Below are 15,149 nucleotides of genomic sequence, written 5' to 3' on the forward strand. Positions count from 1 at the left end.
AGAGACCTCTCTGAAGAATGGAAAATAATTCTTAATTCTCCATTCCCGGTTTTTAATTGATTTTCCGGGGATAAACTCCCCGGAAAATTACCAGCTGGCCTTCGTAACGCCCGGGATCAGTCCCTTCGAGGCCATCTCGCGGAACTGGATACGGCTGATGCCGAACAGGCGGATGTAGCCTTTGGGACGGCCGGTGATCTTGCAGCGGTTGTGCTGACGGATCGGATTCGAGTTGCGGGGCAGCTTCGACAGTGCCTGCCATGCCTCCTCGTGGTCCATCTCACCGCTCTTCACCTTGGCAGCGATCTCCTCGCGTTTGTGAGCATAGCGGTTTGCAAGTTTCGCACGCTTCACCTCGCGGGCCTTCATAGATTCTTTTGCCATAGCTTAGTTGTTCTTTTTAGCGTTTTTGAAAGGAAGGCCGAACTCGCGGAGCAGGGCATAAGCCTCTTCGTCGGTCTTGGCCGTCGTTACGAACGTAATCTCCATGCCGAAGATCTTGGTGATCTTGTCGATGTCGATCTCCGGGAAGATGATCTGCTCGGTGATGCCCAGGGTGTAGTTGCCCTGGCCGTCGAACTTCTCGTTGATTCCCTTGAAGTCGCGGATGCGGGGAAGCGCCACTGCGATCAGACGCTCCAGGAACTCGTACATCTTCGTATCGCGCAGCGTCACGCGCACGCCGATAGGCATGCCCTTGCGCAGCTTGAAGTTGGAGATGTCCTTGCGCGAACGGGTCTGAACGGCCTTCTGGCCGGTGATCGTCGTCAGCTCGGCTTCAGCCACGTCGATGAGTTTCTTGTCGGCGACGGCCTGGCCCATACCCTGGTTGATGACGATCTTGACGAGCTTCGGGCACTGCATAATGCTCGAGTAACCGAACTCCTTCATAAGGGCCGGTTTGATCTGCTCCTTATACTGTGTCTTGAGTGTAGGTACGTATCCCATTATTTGATCTCCTCCCCTGACTTTTTAGCGAAACGAACTAATTTACCTTTTGCATTGAGCTTGCGGCCGACCTTGGTGGGTTTTCCCGACTTGGGGTCGATGAGCATCAGGTTCGAAACGTGGATCGGAGCCTCTTTTTCGATGATGCCGCCCTGGGGGTTCTGCGCATTGGGCTTGGTGGCCTTCTTGCAGAGGTTCACGCCCTCGACGATGGCACGCTGCTTCGAAACCTCCACCTTCAGTACTTTACCCGTCTGGCCCTTGCCGTCGCCGGCGATGACCTGAACCTGGTCCCCTTTCTTAATATGTAATTTCACTGACATATCCGAAATTGTTTTTATGATTACAATACTTCGGGTGCGAGGGAGATAATCTTCATATACTGGTCGCGCAGCTCGCGAGCTACGGGGCCGAATATACGAGTACCGCGCATTTCACCCTGGTTGTTAAGCAGCACCACGGCGTTGTCGTCGAAACGAATGTACGAACCGTTTGCACGCCTGATTTCCTTCGTGGTTCTTACGACGACCGCCTTCGATACGGCGCCCTTCTTGACATCGCCCGAGGGGGTCGCGCTCTTCACGGCCACCACGATCTTGTCGCCGATGGATGCGTAGCGACGCTTCGTGCCGCCGAGCACCCGGATGCAGAGGACCTCCTTCGCACCGCTGTTATCAGCTACTACGAGTCTACTTTCCTGTTGTATCATAACTACTTAGCTCTTTCAATGATTTGTACTAATCTCCAACGCTTGGTCTTGCTCAGCGGGCGGGTTTCCATGATGCGCACGGTATCGCCCTCCTTGCAGGTCTCGTCGAGCGACTCGGCGACGAATTTCGTCGTCTTGTTCACGAACTTGCCGTAGATAGGATGCTTCACCTTACGTGCTACTGCAACCACAATGGTCTTCTCCATCTTGTTGCTGACAACCACACCGATACGCTCTTTTCTAAGATTTCTTTCCATAGTTGTTGCTTATTTGGCGTTTTTTTGACGCAGAATGGTCAGCATGCGAGCTATATCTCTGCGGTTCTTCTTGATGATCGACGGGTTCTCGATAGGGGACACTGCGTGCTGCACCTTCAACTTCCCGAGCTGGGCCTTTTCGGTCTCGATGCGTTCCTGCAGGTCCTTGATCGAAATATCCTTGATTTCTGCACTTTTCATTTTGCGTTCCCTTAAATTGTGGTTTCGACGTAGTCGCGTCTTACGATAAACTTGGTGGTGATGGGCAGCTTCTGGGCTCCCAGGCGCAGGGCCTCCTGAGCCACTTCCAGGGGCACGCCTTCGGCCTCGAAGAGGATGCGTCCGGGAGTAACGGGCGCCACGAAGCCTTCGGGATTACCCTTACCCTTACCCATACGTACCTCGGCGGGCTTCTTCGTGATGGGTTTGTCGGGGAAGATGCGAATCCACAGCTGACCTTCACGCTTCATGTAACGCGTAATGGCCTGACGGGCCGCCTCTATCTGACGACCCGTGATCCAGGTCGATTCAAGTGCCTTGATTGCGAACGATCCGTATGCAAGCTGGTTTCCTCTCTGAGCGATACCTTTCATACGGCCTTTCTGCATTCTTCTAAATTTGGTCTTTTTCGGCTGTAACATGTTAGTTCTGCTTTAAAAAGGTCCTACTTACTACTGATTGTTGTTGCGGCGGTCTCCGCGTCCTCCGCGGCGGTCGCCACGATCGCCGCGTCCCCCGCGACGGTCGCCACGGTCTCCGCGTCCTCCGCGGCGGTCGCCGCGCTCACCGCGGTCGCCCGAAGGAGCCTGTGCCGAAGCGCCTGCGATCTCGAACAGGTCGCGCTGACCGTAGACGATGCCCTGGCAGATCCAGACCTTCACGCCCAGGATGCCCACCTTGGTAAGCGCCTCCGTCAGGCAGTAGTCGATATCTGCGCGGAACGTATGCAACGGAATGCGTCCCTCCTTGATCGTCTCGGTGCGGGCCATCTCGGCGCCGCCCACACGGCCGGCAACCTGAATCTTGATACCCTCGGCGCCCATGCGCATGGTCGAAGCCACGGCGGTCTTCACCGCACGGCGGAACGATACGCGGCCCTCCAGCTGGCGGGCGATGTTCTGGCCGACGATCACGGCGTCCACCTCGGGGCGCTTCACCTCGAAGATGTTGATCTGGATCTCCTTGCCGGTGAGCTTCTTCAGCTCCTCCTTCAGTTTGTCGACCTCCTGGCCGCCCTTGCCGATGATGATGCCCGGACGGGCCGTCGAAATCGTAACGGTCACGAGTTTCAGCGTGCGCTCGATGATGATCTTCGAGATGCTCGCCTTAGCCAGACGGACATTCAGATACTTGCGGATCTTGGCGTCTTCGACGAGTTTGTCGGAGAAATCCTTGCCTCCGAACCAATTGGAGTCCCAACCGCGGATGATGCCAAGACGATTTGCTATCGGATTAACTTTCTGTCCCATCTGATTACTTGTTTTCTACGGTTACCATTTTGTCAACTACGATCGTTACGTGGTTCGAACGCTTGCGGATACGGTGTGCCCGGCCCTGGGGCGCAGCCTGAATACGCTTCAGCATGCGGCCGCAGTCTACGAACACCTCTTTCACGCAGAGCTTCGTGTCTTCCAGACGCTCCGACTCGTTCTTGGCCTCCCAGTTGGCGATCGCCGACTTGAGGAGCTTCTCCATACGGATCGACGCCTCCTTCTTCGAGTAACGAAGGATGCCCAGTGCCTTGTTGATCTCCACGCCGCGGATGATGTCGGCCACCAGGCGCATCTTACGGGGAGAGGTCGGGCAATCACGCATGATGGCGATTGCCTTCTGCTTCTTTTCGGCCTTCATTTTCTCGGCCATATTTGCTTTTCTTGCACCCATTTTCTACCTATTTTTTCTTGTTACCTGCGTGACCGCGGAAGTTGCGGGTGGGAGCGAACTCGCCGAGTTTGTGTCCCACCATGTTCTCAGTTACGTACACCGGAATGAACTTGTTTCCGTTGTGGACGGCTACCGTCTGACCTACGAAGTCAGGCGAGATCATACTTGCACGCGACCATGTTTTGATTACCGACTTTTTATTCCCTTCGGCCTGGGCGACGATCTTCGCCTCGAGCTTGGGGTCGATAAACGGTCCTTTTTTTAATGAACGGCTCATTATGTACTCTTATTTAATTATTTTTTCTTCTTGGAAATAATAAACTTCGAGGTCGTCTTCTTCGGGTTACGAGTCTTATAACCCTTGGCAAGCAGACCCTTGCGCGAACGCGGGTGACCACCCGACGCACGTCCTTCGCCACCACCCATCGGGTGATCCACCGGGTTCATGACGACACCGCGGTTGCGGGGACGACGGCCGAGCCAACGCTCGCGTCCTGCCTTGCCGGACTGCTCGAGGCTGTGGTCGACGTTCGACACGACACCCACCGTAGCGCGGCAAGTTACGAGTACCATACGAGTCTCGCCCGAAGGCAGCTTGATGATGGCGAATTTGCCCTCACGAGCCAGCAGCTGGGCGTAGGAACCGGCCGAACGCGCCATAGCGGCACCCTGACCGGGGTAGAGTTCAATGTTGTGCACGACCGTACCCAGGGGGATCTCGCTCAGGAAGAGCGTGTTTCCGACCTCGGGAGCGACGCCTGCGCCGCTCATGACGGTCTGGCCGACCTGGAGTCCGTTGGGTGCGATGATGTAGCTTTTCTCACCGTCGGCGTAAACCAGCAGGGCGATGCGGGCGGTACGATTGGGGTCGTACTCGATCGATTTTACGGTTGCAGCGATGCCGTCCTTCGTGCGTTTGAAGTCGACATTACGATACATCTGCTTGTGACCGCCGCCGATATAGCGAACCGTCATCTTACCGGCGTTGTTGCGGCCGCCCGAGCTCTTCTTGGGGCTCAGCAGCGACTTCTCCGGCTTGTTCGTCGTGATTTCGTCGAACGTGCCGATAATCTTATGTCTCGTACCTGCGGTTACAGGTTTAAATTTTCTTACTGCCATCTTCGTTAGATATTACTGTAAAAATCGATCTTGTCTCCATCCTTCAAGGTGACGATAGCCTTCTTGAAGTTATTGGCGCGACCCTCCAGAAGACCTGCCTTGGTATAGCGGCTCTTGAGTTTGCCCATGTAGTTCACGGTGTTCACGTCCGTAACGACGACGTTGTACATCTGCTCTACGGCATTGCGAATCTGCAGCTTGTTAGCCCTTACGTCAACGATAAAACCGTAGCGATTCAACTTATCGCCCTGAATCGTCATTTTTTCGGTCAAAACCGGCTTAATAATAATGTTCATTGTAACTTGCGTTTTTAAGCTAACATCGTATTCAATACATTCTCGGCGCCCTCCACCATCACGATGGCCGATGCGTTCATCACGTCGTAGGTGCAGACGTTCTGAGCCAGCACGGGCTTCACGTAGGTAAGGTTGCGGCACGACAGCTGCAGGTTCACGTTCGATTCCGGAAGAACGAGCAGAACCTTCTTGTCGTCGACCTTCAGCGCCTCGGCCAGCGCAGCTACCGACTTGGTCTTGGGAGCCTCCATCGAGATGGCCTCGACGATGCTGATGGCACCGGCCTGAGCCTTGTAGGTCAGCGCGCTGCGGCGAGCCAGCTGCTTGAGCTTCTTGTTGAGTTTGAAGCTGTAATCGCGGGGCTGGGGACCGAATACGCGGCCGCCGCCCGGGAACAGGGGCGACTTGATGCTGCCCGCACGCGCACCTCCGGTGCCTTTCTGGCGTTTGAGTTTGCGGGTCGAGCCGGCAACTTCGTTGCGTTGCTTCGACTTGTGCGTGCCCTGACGCTGGTCGGCGAGGTACTGCTTCACGTCGAGGTAGATAGCGTGGTCATTAGCCTCTACTCCGAAAACGGCATCCGAAAGGACTACCTTGCGACCCGTCTCTTTTCCTTGTGTGTTCAATACAGCTAATTCCATACTACTTTTCAATCGTTAAATAAGCACCTTTGGCTCCCGGAATCGAACCCTTCACGAGGATGAGGTTGTTCTCGGGAATTACTTTCAATACACGCAGGTTCAGAACCTTGACCTGCTCGCCGCCCATCCGGCCGGGCAGACGCTTGCCCTTGAAGACGCGCGAGGGATAGGACGACGCACCCAGCGAACCCGGCTTGCGCGCACGGTTGTGCTGGCCGTGGGTCTGGCCGCCTACGCCGCCGAAGCCGTGGCGTTTCACGACGCCCTGGAAGCCTTTTCCTTTCGAGATCCCGGTCACGTCAACCCAGTCCTCCTCCGAGAAGAGCTCTACGGTCAGCGTGTCGCCGAGTGCCACTTCGGGCATCCCCTTGAACTCCGCCATCTTGCGTTTGGGGGTGGTGCCGGCTTTCTTGAAGTGACCTAACAAGCTGCTGCTGGTGTGCTTTTCACTTTTTTCGTCATAGGCAACCTGAACCGCCTCGTAAGCATCCTTCTCGACGGTTTTGATTTGCGTAACAACGCACGGACCAGCCTCAATGACAGTGCATGGTATGTTCTTACCCTCGGCACTGTAAACGGAAGTCATTCCGATTTTCTTTCCAATAAGTCCTGACATTTGTTGTCAATTGTTCGTTATAAAATAGTGTAAAGTGATGTTGCGTTCATTTCCCGCCGGTTCCCGGTCCGAAACGCCGTAAACGGCATTTCGGGAGCCGGCGGAACGTCGTTCGGTCTATCACACCTTGATCTCGACCTCGACTCCCGAAGGAAGTTCGAGCTTCATCAGCGCGTCGATCGTCTTGGGCGTCGATGAGTAGATGTCGAGGATGCGCTTGAAGGTGCAGAGCTGGAACTGCTCGCGGGCTTTCTTGTTGACGAAAGTCGAGCGGTTGACCGTAAAAATCTGCTTGTGCGTGGGAAGGGGCACCGGGCCGCTCACGACGGCGCCCGTGCTCTTCACGGTCTTCACAATCTTCTCGGCCGACTTGTCCACGAGATTGTGATCGAATGACTTTAACTTGATTCTAATCTTCTGGTTCATATTGTTTGCTTATTCTATTTCCTTACGTTTACCACTCGACTTCTCGATGATCTCCTTGGCCAGGTTGGCAGGAACCTCCTCGAAGTGCGAGAACTCCATGGACGAAGTGGCGCGGCCCGACGAGATCGTACGCAGCACGGTCACATAACCGAACATCTCCGACAGGGGAACCTTGGCCTTCACCACGCGGGCGGTGCCTTTCGTCTCCATGCCGGTGATCTGGCCGCGGCGCTTGTTCAGGTCGCCGATGATGTCGCCCATGTTCTCCTCGGGGGTAACGACCTCCACGGACATCACGGGTTCCAGGATCACCGAACCGGCCTTGGGAGCGGCGTTGCGGTAACCGTTGCGGGCTGCGATCTCGAACGACAGCTGGTCGGAGTCCACCGGGTGGAACGAACCGTCGATCAGCGTGATCTTCATCGAGTCCATCGGATAACCGGCCAGCGCACCGTTGGCCATAGCCGACTCGAAGCCCTTCTGAACCGAAGGAATGAACTCCTTGGGAATGTTGCCGCCCTTCACCTGATCGACGAACGTAAGGCCCATCTTGCCGTCCTCGGCGGGACCGATCTCGAAGATGATGTCGGCGAACTTACCGCGGCCGCCGGTCTGCTTCTTGAAGACCTCGCGGTGCTGAACCGTCTTGGTGAGCGACTCCTTGTAGTTCACCTGCGGGGCACCCTGGTTGATCTCCACGCCGAACTCGCGGCGCAGACGGTCTACGATGATGTCGAGGTGGAGCTCACCCATACCGCTGATAACCGTCTGACCCGAATCCTCGTCGGTGTGAACCGTGAAGGTAGGGTCCTCCTCAGCCAGCTTGCCCAGGGCGATACCGAGCTTGTCGAGGTCCTTCTGGGTCTTGGGCTCTACGGCCAGACCGATCACCGGCTCGGGGAAGGTCATCTGCTCCAGCATGATAGGTGCGTTCTCGGCGCAGAGCGTGTCGCCCGTGCGGATCTCCTTGAAACCTACGGCTGCGCAGATGTCGCCGGCGCCGACGGTCTCCATCGGGTTCTGCTTGTTGGCGTGCATCTGGTAGATACGGCTGATACGCTCGCGTTTGCCGCTGCGCGAATCGAGGACGTAGGAACCTGCATCGAGTTTGCCCGAGTAGACGCGCACGAAAGCCAGACGGCCTACGAACGGGTCGGTAGCGATCTTGAAGGCCAGTCCGCAGAAGGGCTCGTCCTCCGAAGCGTGGCGCACCTCTTCCTGCTCGGTCTTGGGGTTCAGGCCCTTGACGGGGGGCAGATCCAGCGGCGAGGGGAGGAATGCCATCACGTAGTCGAGCAGCTTCTGCACGCCCTTGTTGTGGAAGGACGAACCGCAGAGCATCGGCACGATCTGCATCGAGATCGTGGCCTTGCGGATTGCGGCGAGCAGCTCGTCGGCCGTGATCGAATCGGGGTCCTCGAAGAACTTCTCCATCAGCGCATCGTCGGTGGAGGCCACCTCCTCGATGAGCTTGGCGCGCCATTCGGCAGCCTCGGCCTTCATCGACTCGGGAATCTCCTTCAACTCGAAGTTGTCGCGGACGGTCTTGTCGTCGTAGTAATAGATAGCATTATTATATATAAGGTCTACCAGACCTTCGAACTTGTCCTCGGCACCGATGGGCAGGACTACCGGCAGAGCCGTAGCCCCGAAGTGCTCCTTGATCTGTGCGCACACCGACAGGAAGTCGGCGCCCGTGCGGTCCATCTTGTTGACGTAACCGAGGCGGGGAACGTTGTATTTGTCGGCCTGACGCCATACCGTCTCCGACTGGGGCTCGACGCCGCCCACGGCGCAGAACGTGGCGATAGCGCCGTCCAGCACGCGCAGCGAACGCTCCACCTCGACCGTGAAGTCAACGTGTCCCGGGGTGTCGATCAGGTTGATCTGGTACTGGTTGCCCTTGTAGTTCCAGAATGCGGTCGTAGCGGCCGAGGTGATCGTGATGCCGCGCTCCTGCTCCTGAACCATCCAGTCCATCGTGGCGCCGCCGTCGTGCACCTCGCCGATCTTGTGGGTCTTGCCCGTGTAGAAAAGGATTCGCTCGGATGTAGTGGTCTTACCGGCGTCGATGTGGGCCATGATGCCGATGTTGCGAGTATACTTTAAGTCTCTGGTTGCCATCTGTCAATCCTCTCTTTTAGAATCTGAAGTGTGCGAATGCCTTGTTTGCCTCGGCCATGCGGTGCATCTCCTCCTTGCGTTTGAAGGCGGCACCCTGCTGGTTGAAGGCATCCAGTATCTCTGCCGAAAGCTTGTCTGCCATCGTCTTGCCGGCGCGCTTGCGGGAATAGAGGACAAGGTTTTTCATGGAAATAGAAATCTTGCGCTCCGGACGAACCTCCATAGGAACCTGGAACGTCGCACCGCCGATACGCTTCGATTTCACTTCGACTTGGGGTGTGATGTTCTCCAGGGCCTGTTTCCAGATTTCCAGGGGAGATTTATCAGCATCCTTCATCTTCTTGCCGACGATATCCAACGCATCGTAGAAAATCGTGTAGGCAATACTCTTCTTACCATCCAGCATAAGGTTGTTCACGAAACGGGTCACAGCCACGTCTCCGAACTTCGGATCCGGAAGTAGAATTCGCTTCTTTGGCTTAGCTTTTCTCATTGCTATTAAAAATGTTCTTCGTTAAAAATTTCTCTTGACTACTTGCCTGCCTTGGGGCGTTTGGCACCGTACTTCGAACGACGCTGACGACGCCCATCGACGCCTGCCGAGTCGAGCGCACCGCGCACCAGGTGATAACGTACACCGGGGAGGTCCTTCACACGACCGCCGCGGACGAGCACGATGGAGTGCTCCTGCAAGTTGTGGCCTTCTCCGGGGATGTAGGCGTTGACCTCCTTGCCGTTGGTCAATCTCACACGCGCCACCTTACGCATGGCCGAGTTCGGCTTTTTCGGGGTCGTGGTGTACACACGCGTACATACGCCCCGGCGCTGCGGACACGCGGCCAGTGCGGGAGACTTCGACTTGTCCTCCAGCGTCACGCGGCCGTTTCTCACTAACTGTTGAATAGTTGGCATTGCTTAAACTGTCCTTTAATTGTTAAAAAAATCTATCTCCATTGTCCAAAATGGACTGCAAAGGTACGCATTTTTTCGGAAATACAATATATAAGGGCATCTTTTTTCGTGATTTTACGGGATTTCGCGCCGTTTTTCATTCTTTTTACTTATAGTTTTCACAGCAATATATCATATCATTTATACATAAAATTACAAACCGCTGCCTTTCATAGTCTTATGCGAACTTTTCGGAAGGCTTGAAATTCGCGGAAAAATCACTAAATTTGCCTGTGCATTCCGGGGCAACCTCCTGAATGACAAAAATCAATCATCAAAAATTTTCAGACCATGAACAAATTTCTTTTTTCGACTGCATGCCTGACCCTGCTGGTTGCGTGCAACGACAACGAGGGGGGGGGAATTCCACGCCCGTAACCTTTGACGACCCAACGTTCGCAACCTACAACCTCGCGCATTTCGATGCCAACGGCGACGGCATCCTAACCGAAAGCGAAGCCCAAAAAGTCAAAAAGCTGACACTCGACGCCAATACCGATGCCTCACTCGCCGGAATCGAATCGCTCGCCGGAATCGAGTATTTCACCGAGTTGGAAGAGCTTGCCTGCACCAAATGCAATTTCGCGTCGGTGGACCTGAGCCGCAACCGGAAACTGAAATCGTTGGCACTGATGTACGGAAAACTCACGGCGTTAGACCTCGGAGCCCTTTCCGAACTGGAAACCCTGAACTGCAACTCCAACGCGCTGACGGCACTCGACCTAACGAAAAATCCGAAACTCAAATACCTCTACGTGCAGGCCAACAAGCTCACCGCGCTCGATGTCAGCCGCAATCCGGAGCTGGAACATCTCTATGTGAGCATTATGAGCTTCATGTCGAATCAGATCGAAACGCTCGACATCACCCAATGCCCGAAAATCACACAGTTGTATGCCGTTGACATGACCTCGCTCAAACAGCTCCGTATGCTGCGAGCCCACAAGGAAGCGAATATCCTGATGAGCGTCCCCGCCACTACCGAAATCATCTACGAATAGGCCATTTTTCGGCGGCAGGCAGACAGGCAGGTAGGCGCGGCACGGACTTTGCCCCCGGAACGGCGGTACGGGCCGCCGGAGCACCGAACGCCCCGGCGACGAACGAACCCGCACCGAAAACAACGCATACCGCCATGAAACAACTCTTACACAACCTCTTCCTGCCGCTGTTCGCAGCGGCCCTCTGCTCGGGAGCATGCAGCGACGACGACAACGACAGCCGGCCGAAACCCTCGGGCTACGACATCTACACGGCCGGCTACAAAACCCCGTCCGGAAAGTCCGTGGCGACGGTCTGGAAAAACGGCAGCGAGCTCTACGCCCTGACCAACGGCACGAACGACGCCTGGGCCTACTCCGTCTTCGTGGATAACGGCACGGTCTACGCCGCGGGCTACGAGCAGCAGGGCGACGCGATCGTCGGCAAAATCTGGGTGAACGGCGCCTTGAAATACACCGTCGCACCGGCTTCGGGCAGCGCCTATCTCTATTCGATTTCGGCCGCGGACGGCAGTCTCTACGTCGCCGGCAGCGAGGACGTGAACGGCGCCCTGACGGCCAAAATCTGGAAGGACGGCGCGGAGGCTTACGCCTATTCGGTGAGCCCCGCCGTGTCGCAGGCCAAAGCCGTGGCCGTCGCGGGGAGCGACGTTTACGCCGCAGGCAGCCTCCGAAACGAACTCGGGAAGCAGCTCGCCGTGGTCTGGAAGAACGACAAGGCGCACTTCACGCTCTCCGACGGACAGACCGACGCCGGCGCGACGGCCCTCTGCCTCGACGGCCGCACGCTCTACACGGCGGGCTACGCCGGCACACAGGCCGTCGTCTGGAAGGACGGCAGCGTGCTCTACACGCTGACCGACGGCAGCTCCTCGGCCCAGGCCACCGCCGTCTGCCGCTCCGGGAGCGCGCTCTACGCCGCGGGCTACGTCATCGACGGCTTCGAGAACGAGGGTGTCGTCTGGAAGAACGGCCGGGAGCTTTACGACCTTTCGGACGGTTCGGGCGAAGGCTCGATGCCCTATGCCATAGCCGTTTACGGCGACGACGTTTTCAGCGCCGGGACCCTTTTCGGCACGTCGCGCACCGCCGCGGTGTGGCACGGCGAGAAGATCCTCCACACGCTCACCGACGGCACGGGACACGGCGAGGTCTACTCGATGTTCGTCGTACCGCTCTACGACTGACGCGCCGCATCGGAAACGGAAAGGGACACGGTCTTTCGGGGCCGTGTCCCTTTTTATGCGCCATTCCGCGACCCGGAGAATGACAAATCGGAAAACTTTTGTTATTTTTGCAAGCCCGCCCAAGAGCCGGGTTTAGAAAGAGACAGAACCAAAAACGGTCAAACAACGACAAAACAAAATCCTTAGAGGAGATATGGAGTACAATTTCAAGGAGATCGAGGCCAAATGGCAAAGCCGCTGGCGGACGGACAAGACCTACAAGGTGGAAACGGACCCCTCGCGGCCCAAATTCTATGTGCTGGACATGTTCCCCTATCCGTCGGGAGCGGGCCTGCACGTCGGGCACCCGCTGGGCTACATCGCCTCGGACATCTACTCGCGCTACAAGCGGCTCAAGGGCTTCAACGTCCTGCACCCGATGGGATACGACGCCTTCGGCCTGCCCGCCGAGCAATACGCCATCCAGACGGGCCAGCACCCGGCCGTGACGACCGAGCAGAACATCGCCCGCTACCGCGAGCAGCTGGACAAGATCGGTTTCTCGTTCGACTGGGACCGCGAGGTGCGCACGTGCGACCCCGGCTACTACAAGTGGACGCAGTGGGCGTTCCTCGAAATGTTCTCCCATTGGTACGACCGTTCGAAGCAGCAGGCGCGACCCGTCGCGGAGCTCGTAGCGGCGTTCGAGAAGAGCGGCACCGAGGGCGTCGATGCGGCCTGCACGACCGAAATGCGCTTCACGGCCGCCGAATGGAAGGCCAAGAGCGAACCCGAAAAGGAGCAGATTCTCCAGAACTACCGGCTGGCGTTCCGCGCCGACACGATGGTCAACTGGTGTCCGAAGCTGGGGACCGTGCTGGCCAACGACGAGGTGCACGACGGACTTTCGGTCCGCGGCGGCTATCCGGTCGAGCAGAAGCGCATGAAGCAGTGGCTTCTGCGCGTGACGGCCTACGCCCAACGGATGCTCGACGGACTGGACAAACTCGAATGGAGCGACTCGCTCAAGGAGATCCAGCGCAACTGGATCGGACGTTCCGAGGGCGCCCAGGTCTTCTTCGACATCGAGGATTCGGCGAAGAAACTCGAAATCTTCACCACCCGTCCCGACACGATCTTCGGCGTGACGTTCATGGTCATCGCCCCCGAACACGAGTGGGTCGGCGAGCTGACGACGCCCGAGAACAAGGCCGCCGTCGAGGAGTACATCCACCAGACCCGCAAGCGTTCGGAACGCGAGCGCATCGCCGACACGAAGCGCGTAAGCGGCGTGGCGACAGGCTCGTACGCCATCAATCCCTTCACGAAAAAAGCCATTCCGATCTATATCTCCGACTACGTGCTGGCGGGCTACGGAACGGGCGCCATCATGGCCGTTCCGGCGCACGACTCGCGCGACTGGGCCTTTGCCCGCCACTTCGGGCTGAAGGTCGTTCCGGTGGTCGAGGGCGGCGACATCGAGAAGGAGTCGTACGACGCCAAGTCGGGCAAACTGATCAACTCGGATTTCCTCGACGGGATGGATGTAAAGGAGGCGATTCGGGTGATGTTCGCCGAAGTCGAGCGGCGCGGACTGGGCAAGAAGCTCGTCAACTACCGCCTGCGCGACGCCATCTTCTCGCGCCAGCGCTACTGGGGCGAGCCCTTCCCGATCTACTACAAGGACGACACGGCCTACCCGCTGTCGGAAGACAAACTGCCGCTGGAGCTGCCGCCGATCGAGAATTTCGGCCCCACGGAACAGGGCGAACCGCCGCTGGCCCGCGTGAAAGGCTGGGCGACGCCCGAGGGGTATCCCTACGAATACTCGACGATGCCCGGATTCGCCGGCTCGTCGGCCTACTACCTCCGCTACATGGACCCGCACAACGACAAGGCGCTCGTGAGCCGCGAAGCCGACGAGTACTGGCGCAACGTGGACCTCTACGTGGGCGGCATCGAACACGCCACGGGACACCTGATGTACTCGCGCTTCTGGAACATGTTCCTCTACGATCTGGGAGTCGTGTGCGAGGAGGAGCCCTTCAAGAAACTCGTCAACCAGGGCATGATCCAGGGCCGTTCGAACTTCGTCTACCGCATCGTCGGTACGAACAAGTTCGTATCGCTGGGCCTCAAGGAGCAATACGACACGCAGGCGCTCTACGTCGATGTGAACATCGTCCGCAACGACATCCTCGACCTCGACGCCTTCCGCGCGTGGAGGCCCGAGTACAACGATGCGGAGTTCATCCTCGAAGACGGCAAATACGTCTGCGGCTGGGCCATCGAGAAGATGTCCAAGTCGTTCTACAACGTCGTGAACCCCGACTACATCGTCGACAACTACGGCGCCGATACGCTGCGCATGTACGAAATGTTCCTCGGCCCGCTGGAGCAGTCGAAGCCCTGGGACACGAACGGCATCGACGGCGTGCACAAGTTCCTGCGCCGCTTCTGGCGGCTCTTCTTCGACCGTGACGGCCAGCTGTGCGTCACCGACGAGAAAGCCACCGAAAAGGAGCTCCGCACCCTGCACAAGACCATAAAAAAGGTCTCGGAGGACATCGAGAACTTCTCGTTCAACACCTCCGTGGCGGCTTTCATGATCTGCCTCAACGAGCTGGGCGAGTGTTCGAAGCGCGAAGTGCTCGAACCGCTGACCGTACTGCTCGCTCCCTTCGCCCCGCACATCGCCGAGGAGCTGTGGGCCGCGCTCGGACACGCCGAATCGGTCTGCACGGCCGCTTACCCGACTTTCGACGAGAAGCACCTCGCGCTCGACGCCTTCGAATACCCCGTGTCGGTCAACGGCAAGCTCCGCTTCAAGAAGGAGTACGCCATGTCGATGACGCCCGCCGAGATCCAGGCCGCAGTCGTCGGGGAACCCGAAGCGCAAAAGTGGCTCGACGGCAAGACCCCGAAGAAGATCATCGTCGTGCCGGGCAAGATCATCAACATCGTAATCTGAGCGCCGGCCGGCTAAGAGCCGGGATTTAGGGGTGAAGCAC

The 15,149-nt window shown here is 57.4% G+C and carries 21 protein-coding genes; 3 read left to right on the plus strand and 18 right to left on the minus strand.

Features of this window, described 5'->3' with window-relative positions; translation table 11 throughout:
* Window positions 1-87 precede the first annotated feature (87 nt).
* The 18 genes from rpsN to rpsL all read right to left on the minus strand — a co-directional run bounded on the left by rpsN (window position 88) and on the right by rpsL (window position 9,932).
* A complete protein-coding gene (gene rpsN, locus NQ519_RS05650) occupies window positions 88-384 on the minus strand; it encodes a 30S ribosomal protein S14 (RefSeq protein ID WP_010262412.1) in 297 nt (98 codons plus the stop codon).
* Window positions 385-387: 3 nt separating this feature from the next.
* The gene (gene rplE, locus NQ519_RS05655; protein ID WP_019152136.1) at window positions 388-948 is read right to left on the minus strand and encodes a 50S ribosomal protein L5; all 561 of its coding nucleotides are present in this window, start codon (window positions 946-948) and stop codon (window positions 388-390) included.
* Complete coding sequence (gene rplX, locus NQ519_RS05660; RefSeq protein ID WP_010262408.1) at window positions 948-1,271, minus strand: 50S ribosomal protein L24; 324 nt, start codon at window positions 1,269-1,271, stop codon at window positions 948-950. Before rplX ends, rplE begins: the two co-directional genes overlap by 1 nt.
* 20 nt (window positions 1,272-1,291) lie before the next feature.
* A complete protein-coding gene (gene rplN / locus NQ519_RS05665; protein WP_018696462.1) occupies window positions 1,292-1,657 on the minus strand; it encodes a 50S ribosomal protein L14 in 366 nt (121 codons plus the stop codon).
* A gap of 2 nt (window positions 1,658-1,659) precedes the next feature.
* The gene (gene rpsQ, locus NQ519_RS05670; RefSeq protein ID WP_009597655.1) at window positions 1,660-1,914 is read right to left on the minus strand and encodes a 30S ribosomal protein S17; all 255 of its coding nucleotides are present in this window, start codon (window positions 1,912-1,914) and stop codon (window positions 1,660-1,662) included.
* Between the two features lie 9 nt (window positions 1,915-1,923).
* Window positions 1,924-2,115 (minus strand): 50S ribosomal protein L29, encoded by a 192-nt coding sequence (gene rpmC / locus NQ519_RS05675; RefSeq protein ID WP_019152135.1) that lies wholly within the window; start codon window positions 2,113-2,115, stop codon window positions 1,924-1,926.
* An 11-nt stretch (window positions 2,116-2,126) separates the two neighbouring features.
* Entirely contained in the window at window positions 2,127-2,555 is a 429-nt protein-coding gene (rplP, locus tag NQ519_RS05680) for a 50S ribosomal protein L16 (RefSeq protein ID WP_019152134.1), read from the minus strand.
* Window positions 2,556-2,585: 30 nt separating this feature from the next.
* Window positions 2,586-3,383: a 30S ribosomal protein S3 gene (rpsC, locus tag NQ519_RS05685; RefSeq protein WP_019152133.1), complete on the minus strand. Its 798-nt coding sequence runs from the start codon at window positions 3,381-3,383 to the stop codon at window positions 2,586-2,588.
* Between the two features lie 4 nt (window positions 3,384-3,387).
* Entirely contained in the window at window positions 3,388-3,798 is a 411-nt protein-coding gene (gene rplV / locus NQ519_RS05690) for a 50S ribosomal protein L22 (protein ID WP_026076791.1), read from the minus strand.
* A gap of 7 nt (window positions 3,799-3,805) precedes the next feature.
* Window positions 3,806-4,075, minus strand: coding sequence for a 30S ribosomal protein S19 (gene rpsS, locus NQ519_RS05695; RefSeq protein ID WP_015547050.1), 270 nt, complete (start codon window positions 4,073-4,075; stop codon window positions 3,806-3,808).
* 17 nt (window positions 4,076-4,092) lie between these two features.
* Window positions 4,093-4,917 carry a 50S ribosomal protein L2 gene (gene rplB, locus NQ519_RS05700; protein WP_019152131.1) on the minus strand — a complete coding sequence of 275 codons (825 nt, stop codon included), beginning with the start codon at window positions 4,915-4,917 and terminating at the stop codon, window positions 4,093-4,095.
* A gap of 5 nt (window positions 4,918-4,922) precedes the next feature.
* The gene (rplW, locus tag NQ519_RS05705; protein ID WP_019152130.1) at window positions 4,923-5,213 is read right to left on the minus strand and encodes a 50S ribosomal protein L23; all 291 of its coding nucleotides are present in this window, start codon (window positions 5,211-5,213) and stop codon (window positions 4,923-4,925) included.
* 14 nt (window positions 5,214-5,227) lie between these two features.
* The gene (gene rplD / locus NQ519_RS05710; RefSeq protein ID WP_026076790.1) at window positions 5,228-5,854 is read right to left on the minus strand and encodes a 50S ribosomal protein L4; all 627 of its coding nucleotides are present in this window, start codon (window positions 5,852-5,854) and stop codon (window positions 5,228-5,230) included.
* Window position 5,855: 1 nt separating this feature from the next.
* The gene (gene rplC / locus NQ519_RS05715; protein WP_026076789.1) at window positions 5,856-6,470 is read right to left on the minus strand and encodes a 50S ribosomal protein L3; all 615 of its coding nucleotides are present in this window, start codon (window positions 6,468-6,470) and stop codon (window positions 5,856-5,858) included.
* Window positions 6,471-6,590: 120 nt separating this feature from the next.
* Window positions 6,591-6,896, minus strand: a complete 306-nt coding sequence (rpsJ, locus tag NQ519_RS05720) for a 30S ribosomal protein S10 (protein ID WP_004329464.1) — start codon at window positions 6,894-6,896, stop codon at window positions 6,591-6,593.
* A 9-nt stretch (window positions 6,897-6,905) separates the two neighbouring features.
* The gene (gene fusA / locus NQ519_RS05725; RefSeq protein WP_019152126.1) at window positions 6,906-9,020 is read right to left on the minus strand and encodes an elongation factor G; all 2,115 of its coding nucleotides are present in this window, start codon (window positions 9,018-9,020) and stop codon (window positions 6,906-6,908) included.
* 16 nt (window positions 9,021-9,036) lie between these two features.
* Window positions 9,037-9,513 carry a 30S ribosomal protein S7 gene (gene rpsG / locus NQ519_RS05730; RefSeq protein WP_019152125.1) on the minus strand — a complete coding sequence of 159 codons (477 nt, stop codon included), beginning with the start codon at window positions 9,511-9,513 and terminating at the stop codon, window positions 9,037-9,039.
* A 38-nt stretch (window positions 9,514-9,551) separates the two neighbouring features.
* Entirely contained in the window at window positions 9,552-9,932 is a 381-nt protein-coding gene (rpsL, locus tag NQ519_RS05735; protein ID WP_019152124.1) for a 30S ribosomal protein S12, read from the minus strand.
* Window positions 9,933-10,309: 377 nt separating this feature from the next.
* On the opposite strand from rpsL, the gene NQ519_RS05740 reads away from it, so the two are divergent.
* From NQ519_RS05740 to leuS, 3 genes are all read left to right on the plus strand, one after another.
* A complete protein-coding gene (locus NQ519_RS05740; RefSeq protein WP_019152123.1) occupies window positions 10,310-10,972 on the plus strand; it encodes a leucine-rich repeat domain-containing protein in 663 nt (220 codons plus the stop codon).
* A gap of 134 nt (window positions 10,973-11,106) precedes the next feature.
* Entirely contained in the window at window positions 11,107-12,159 is a 1,053-nt protein-coding gene (locus tag NQ519_RS05745) for a hypothetical protein (RefSeq protein WP_019152122.1), read from the plus strand.
* A 193-nt stretch (window positions 12,160-12,352) separates the two neighbouring features.
* Entirely contained in the window at window positions 12,353-15,109 is a 2,757-nt protein-coding gene (gene leuS, locus NQ519_RS05750) for a leucine--tRNA ligase (RefSeq protein ID WP_019152121.1), read from the plus strand.
* Window positions 15,110-15,149: the final 40 nt, after the last annotated feature.

The organism is Alistipes senegalensis JC50 (genome assembly GCF_025145645.1).
Classification (GTDB): Bacteria; Bacteroidota; Bacteroidia; order Bacteroidales; family Rikenellaceae; genus Alistipes; species Alistipes senegalensis.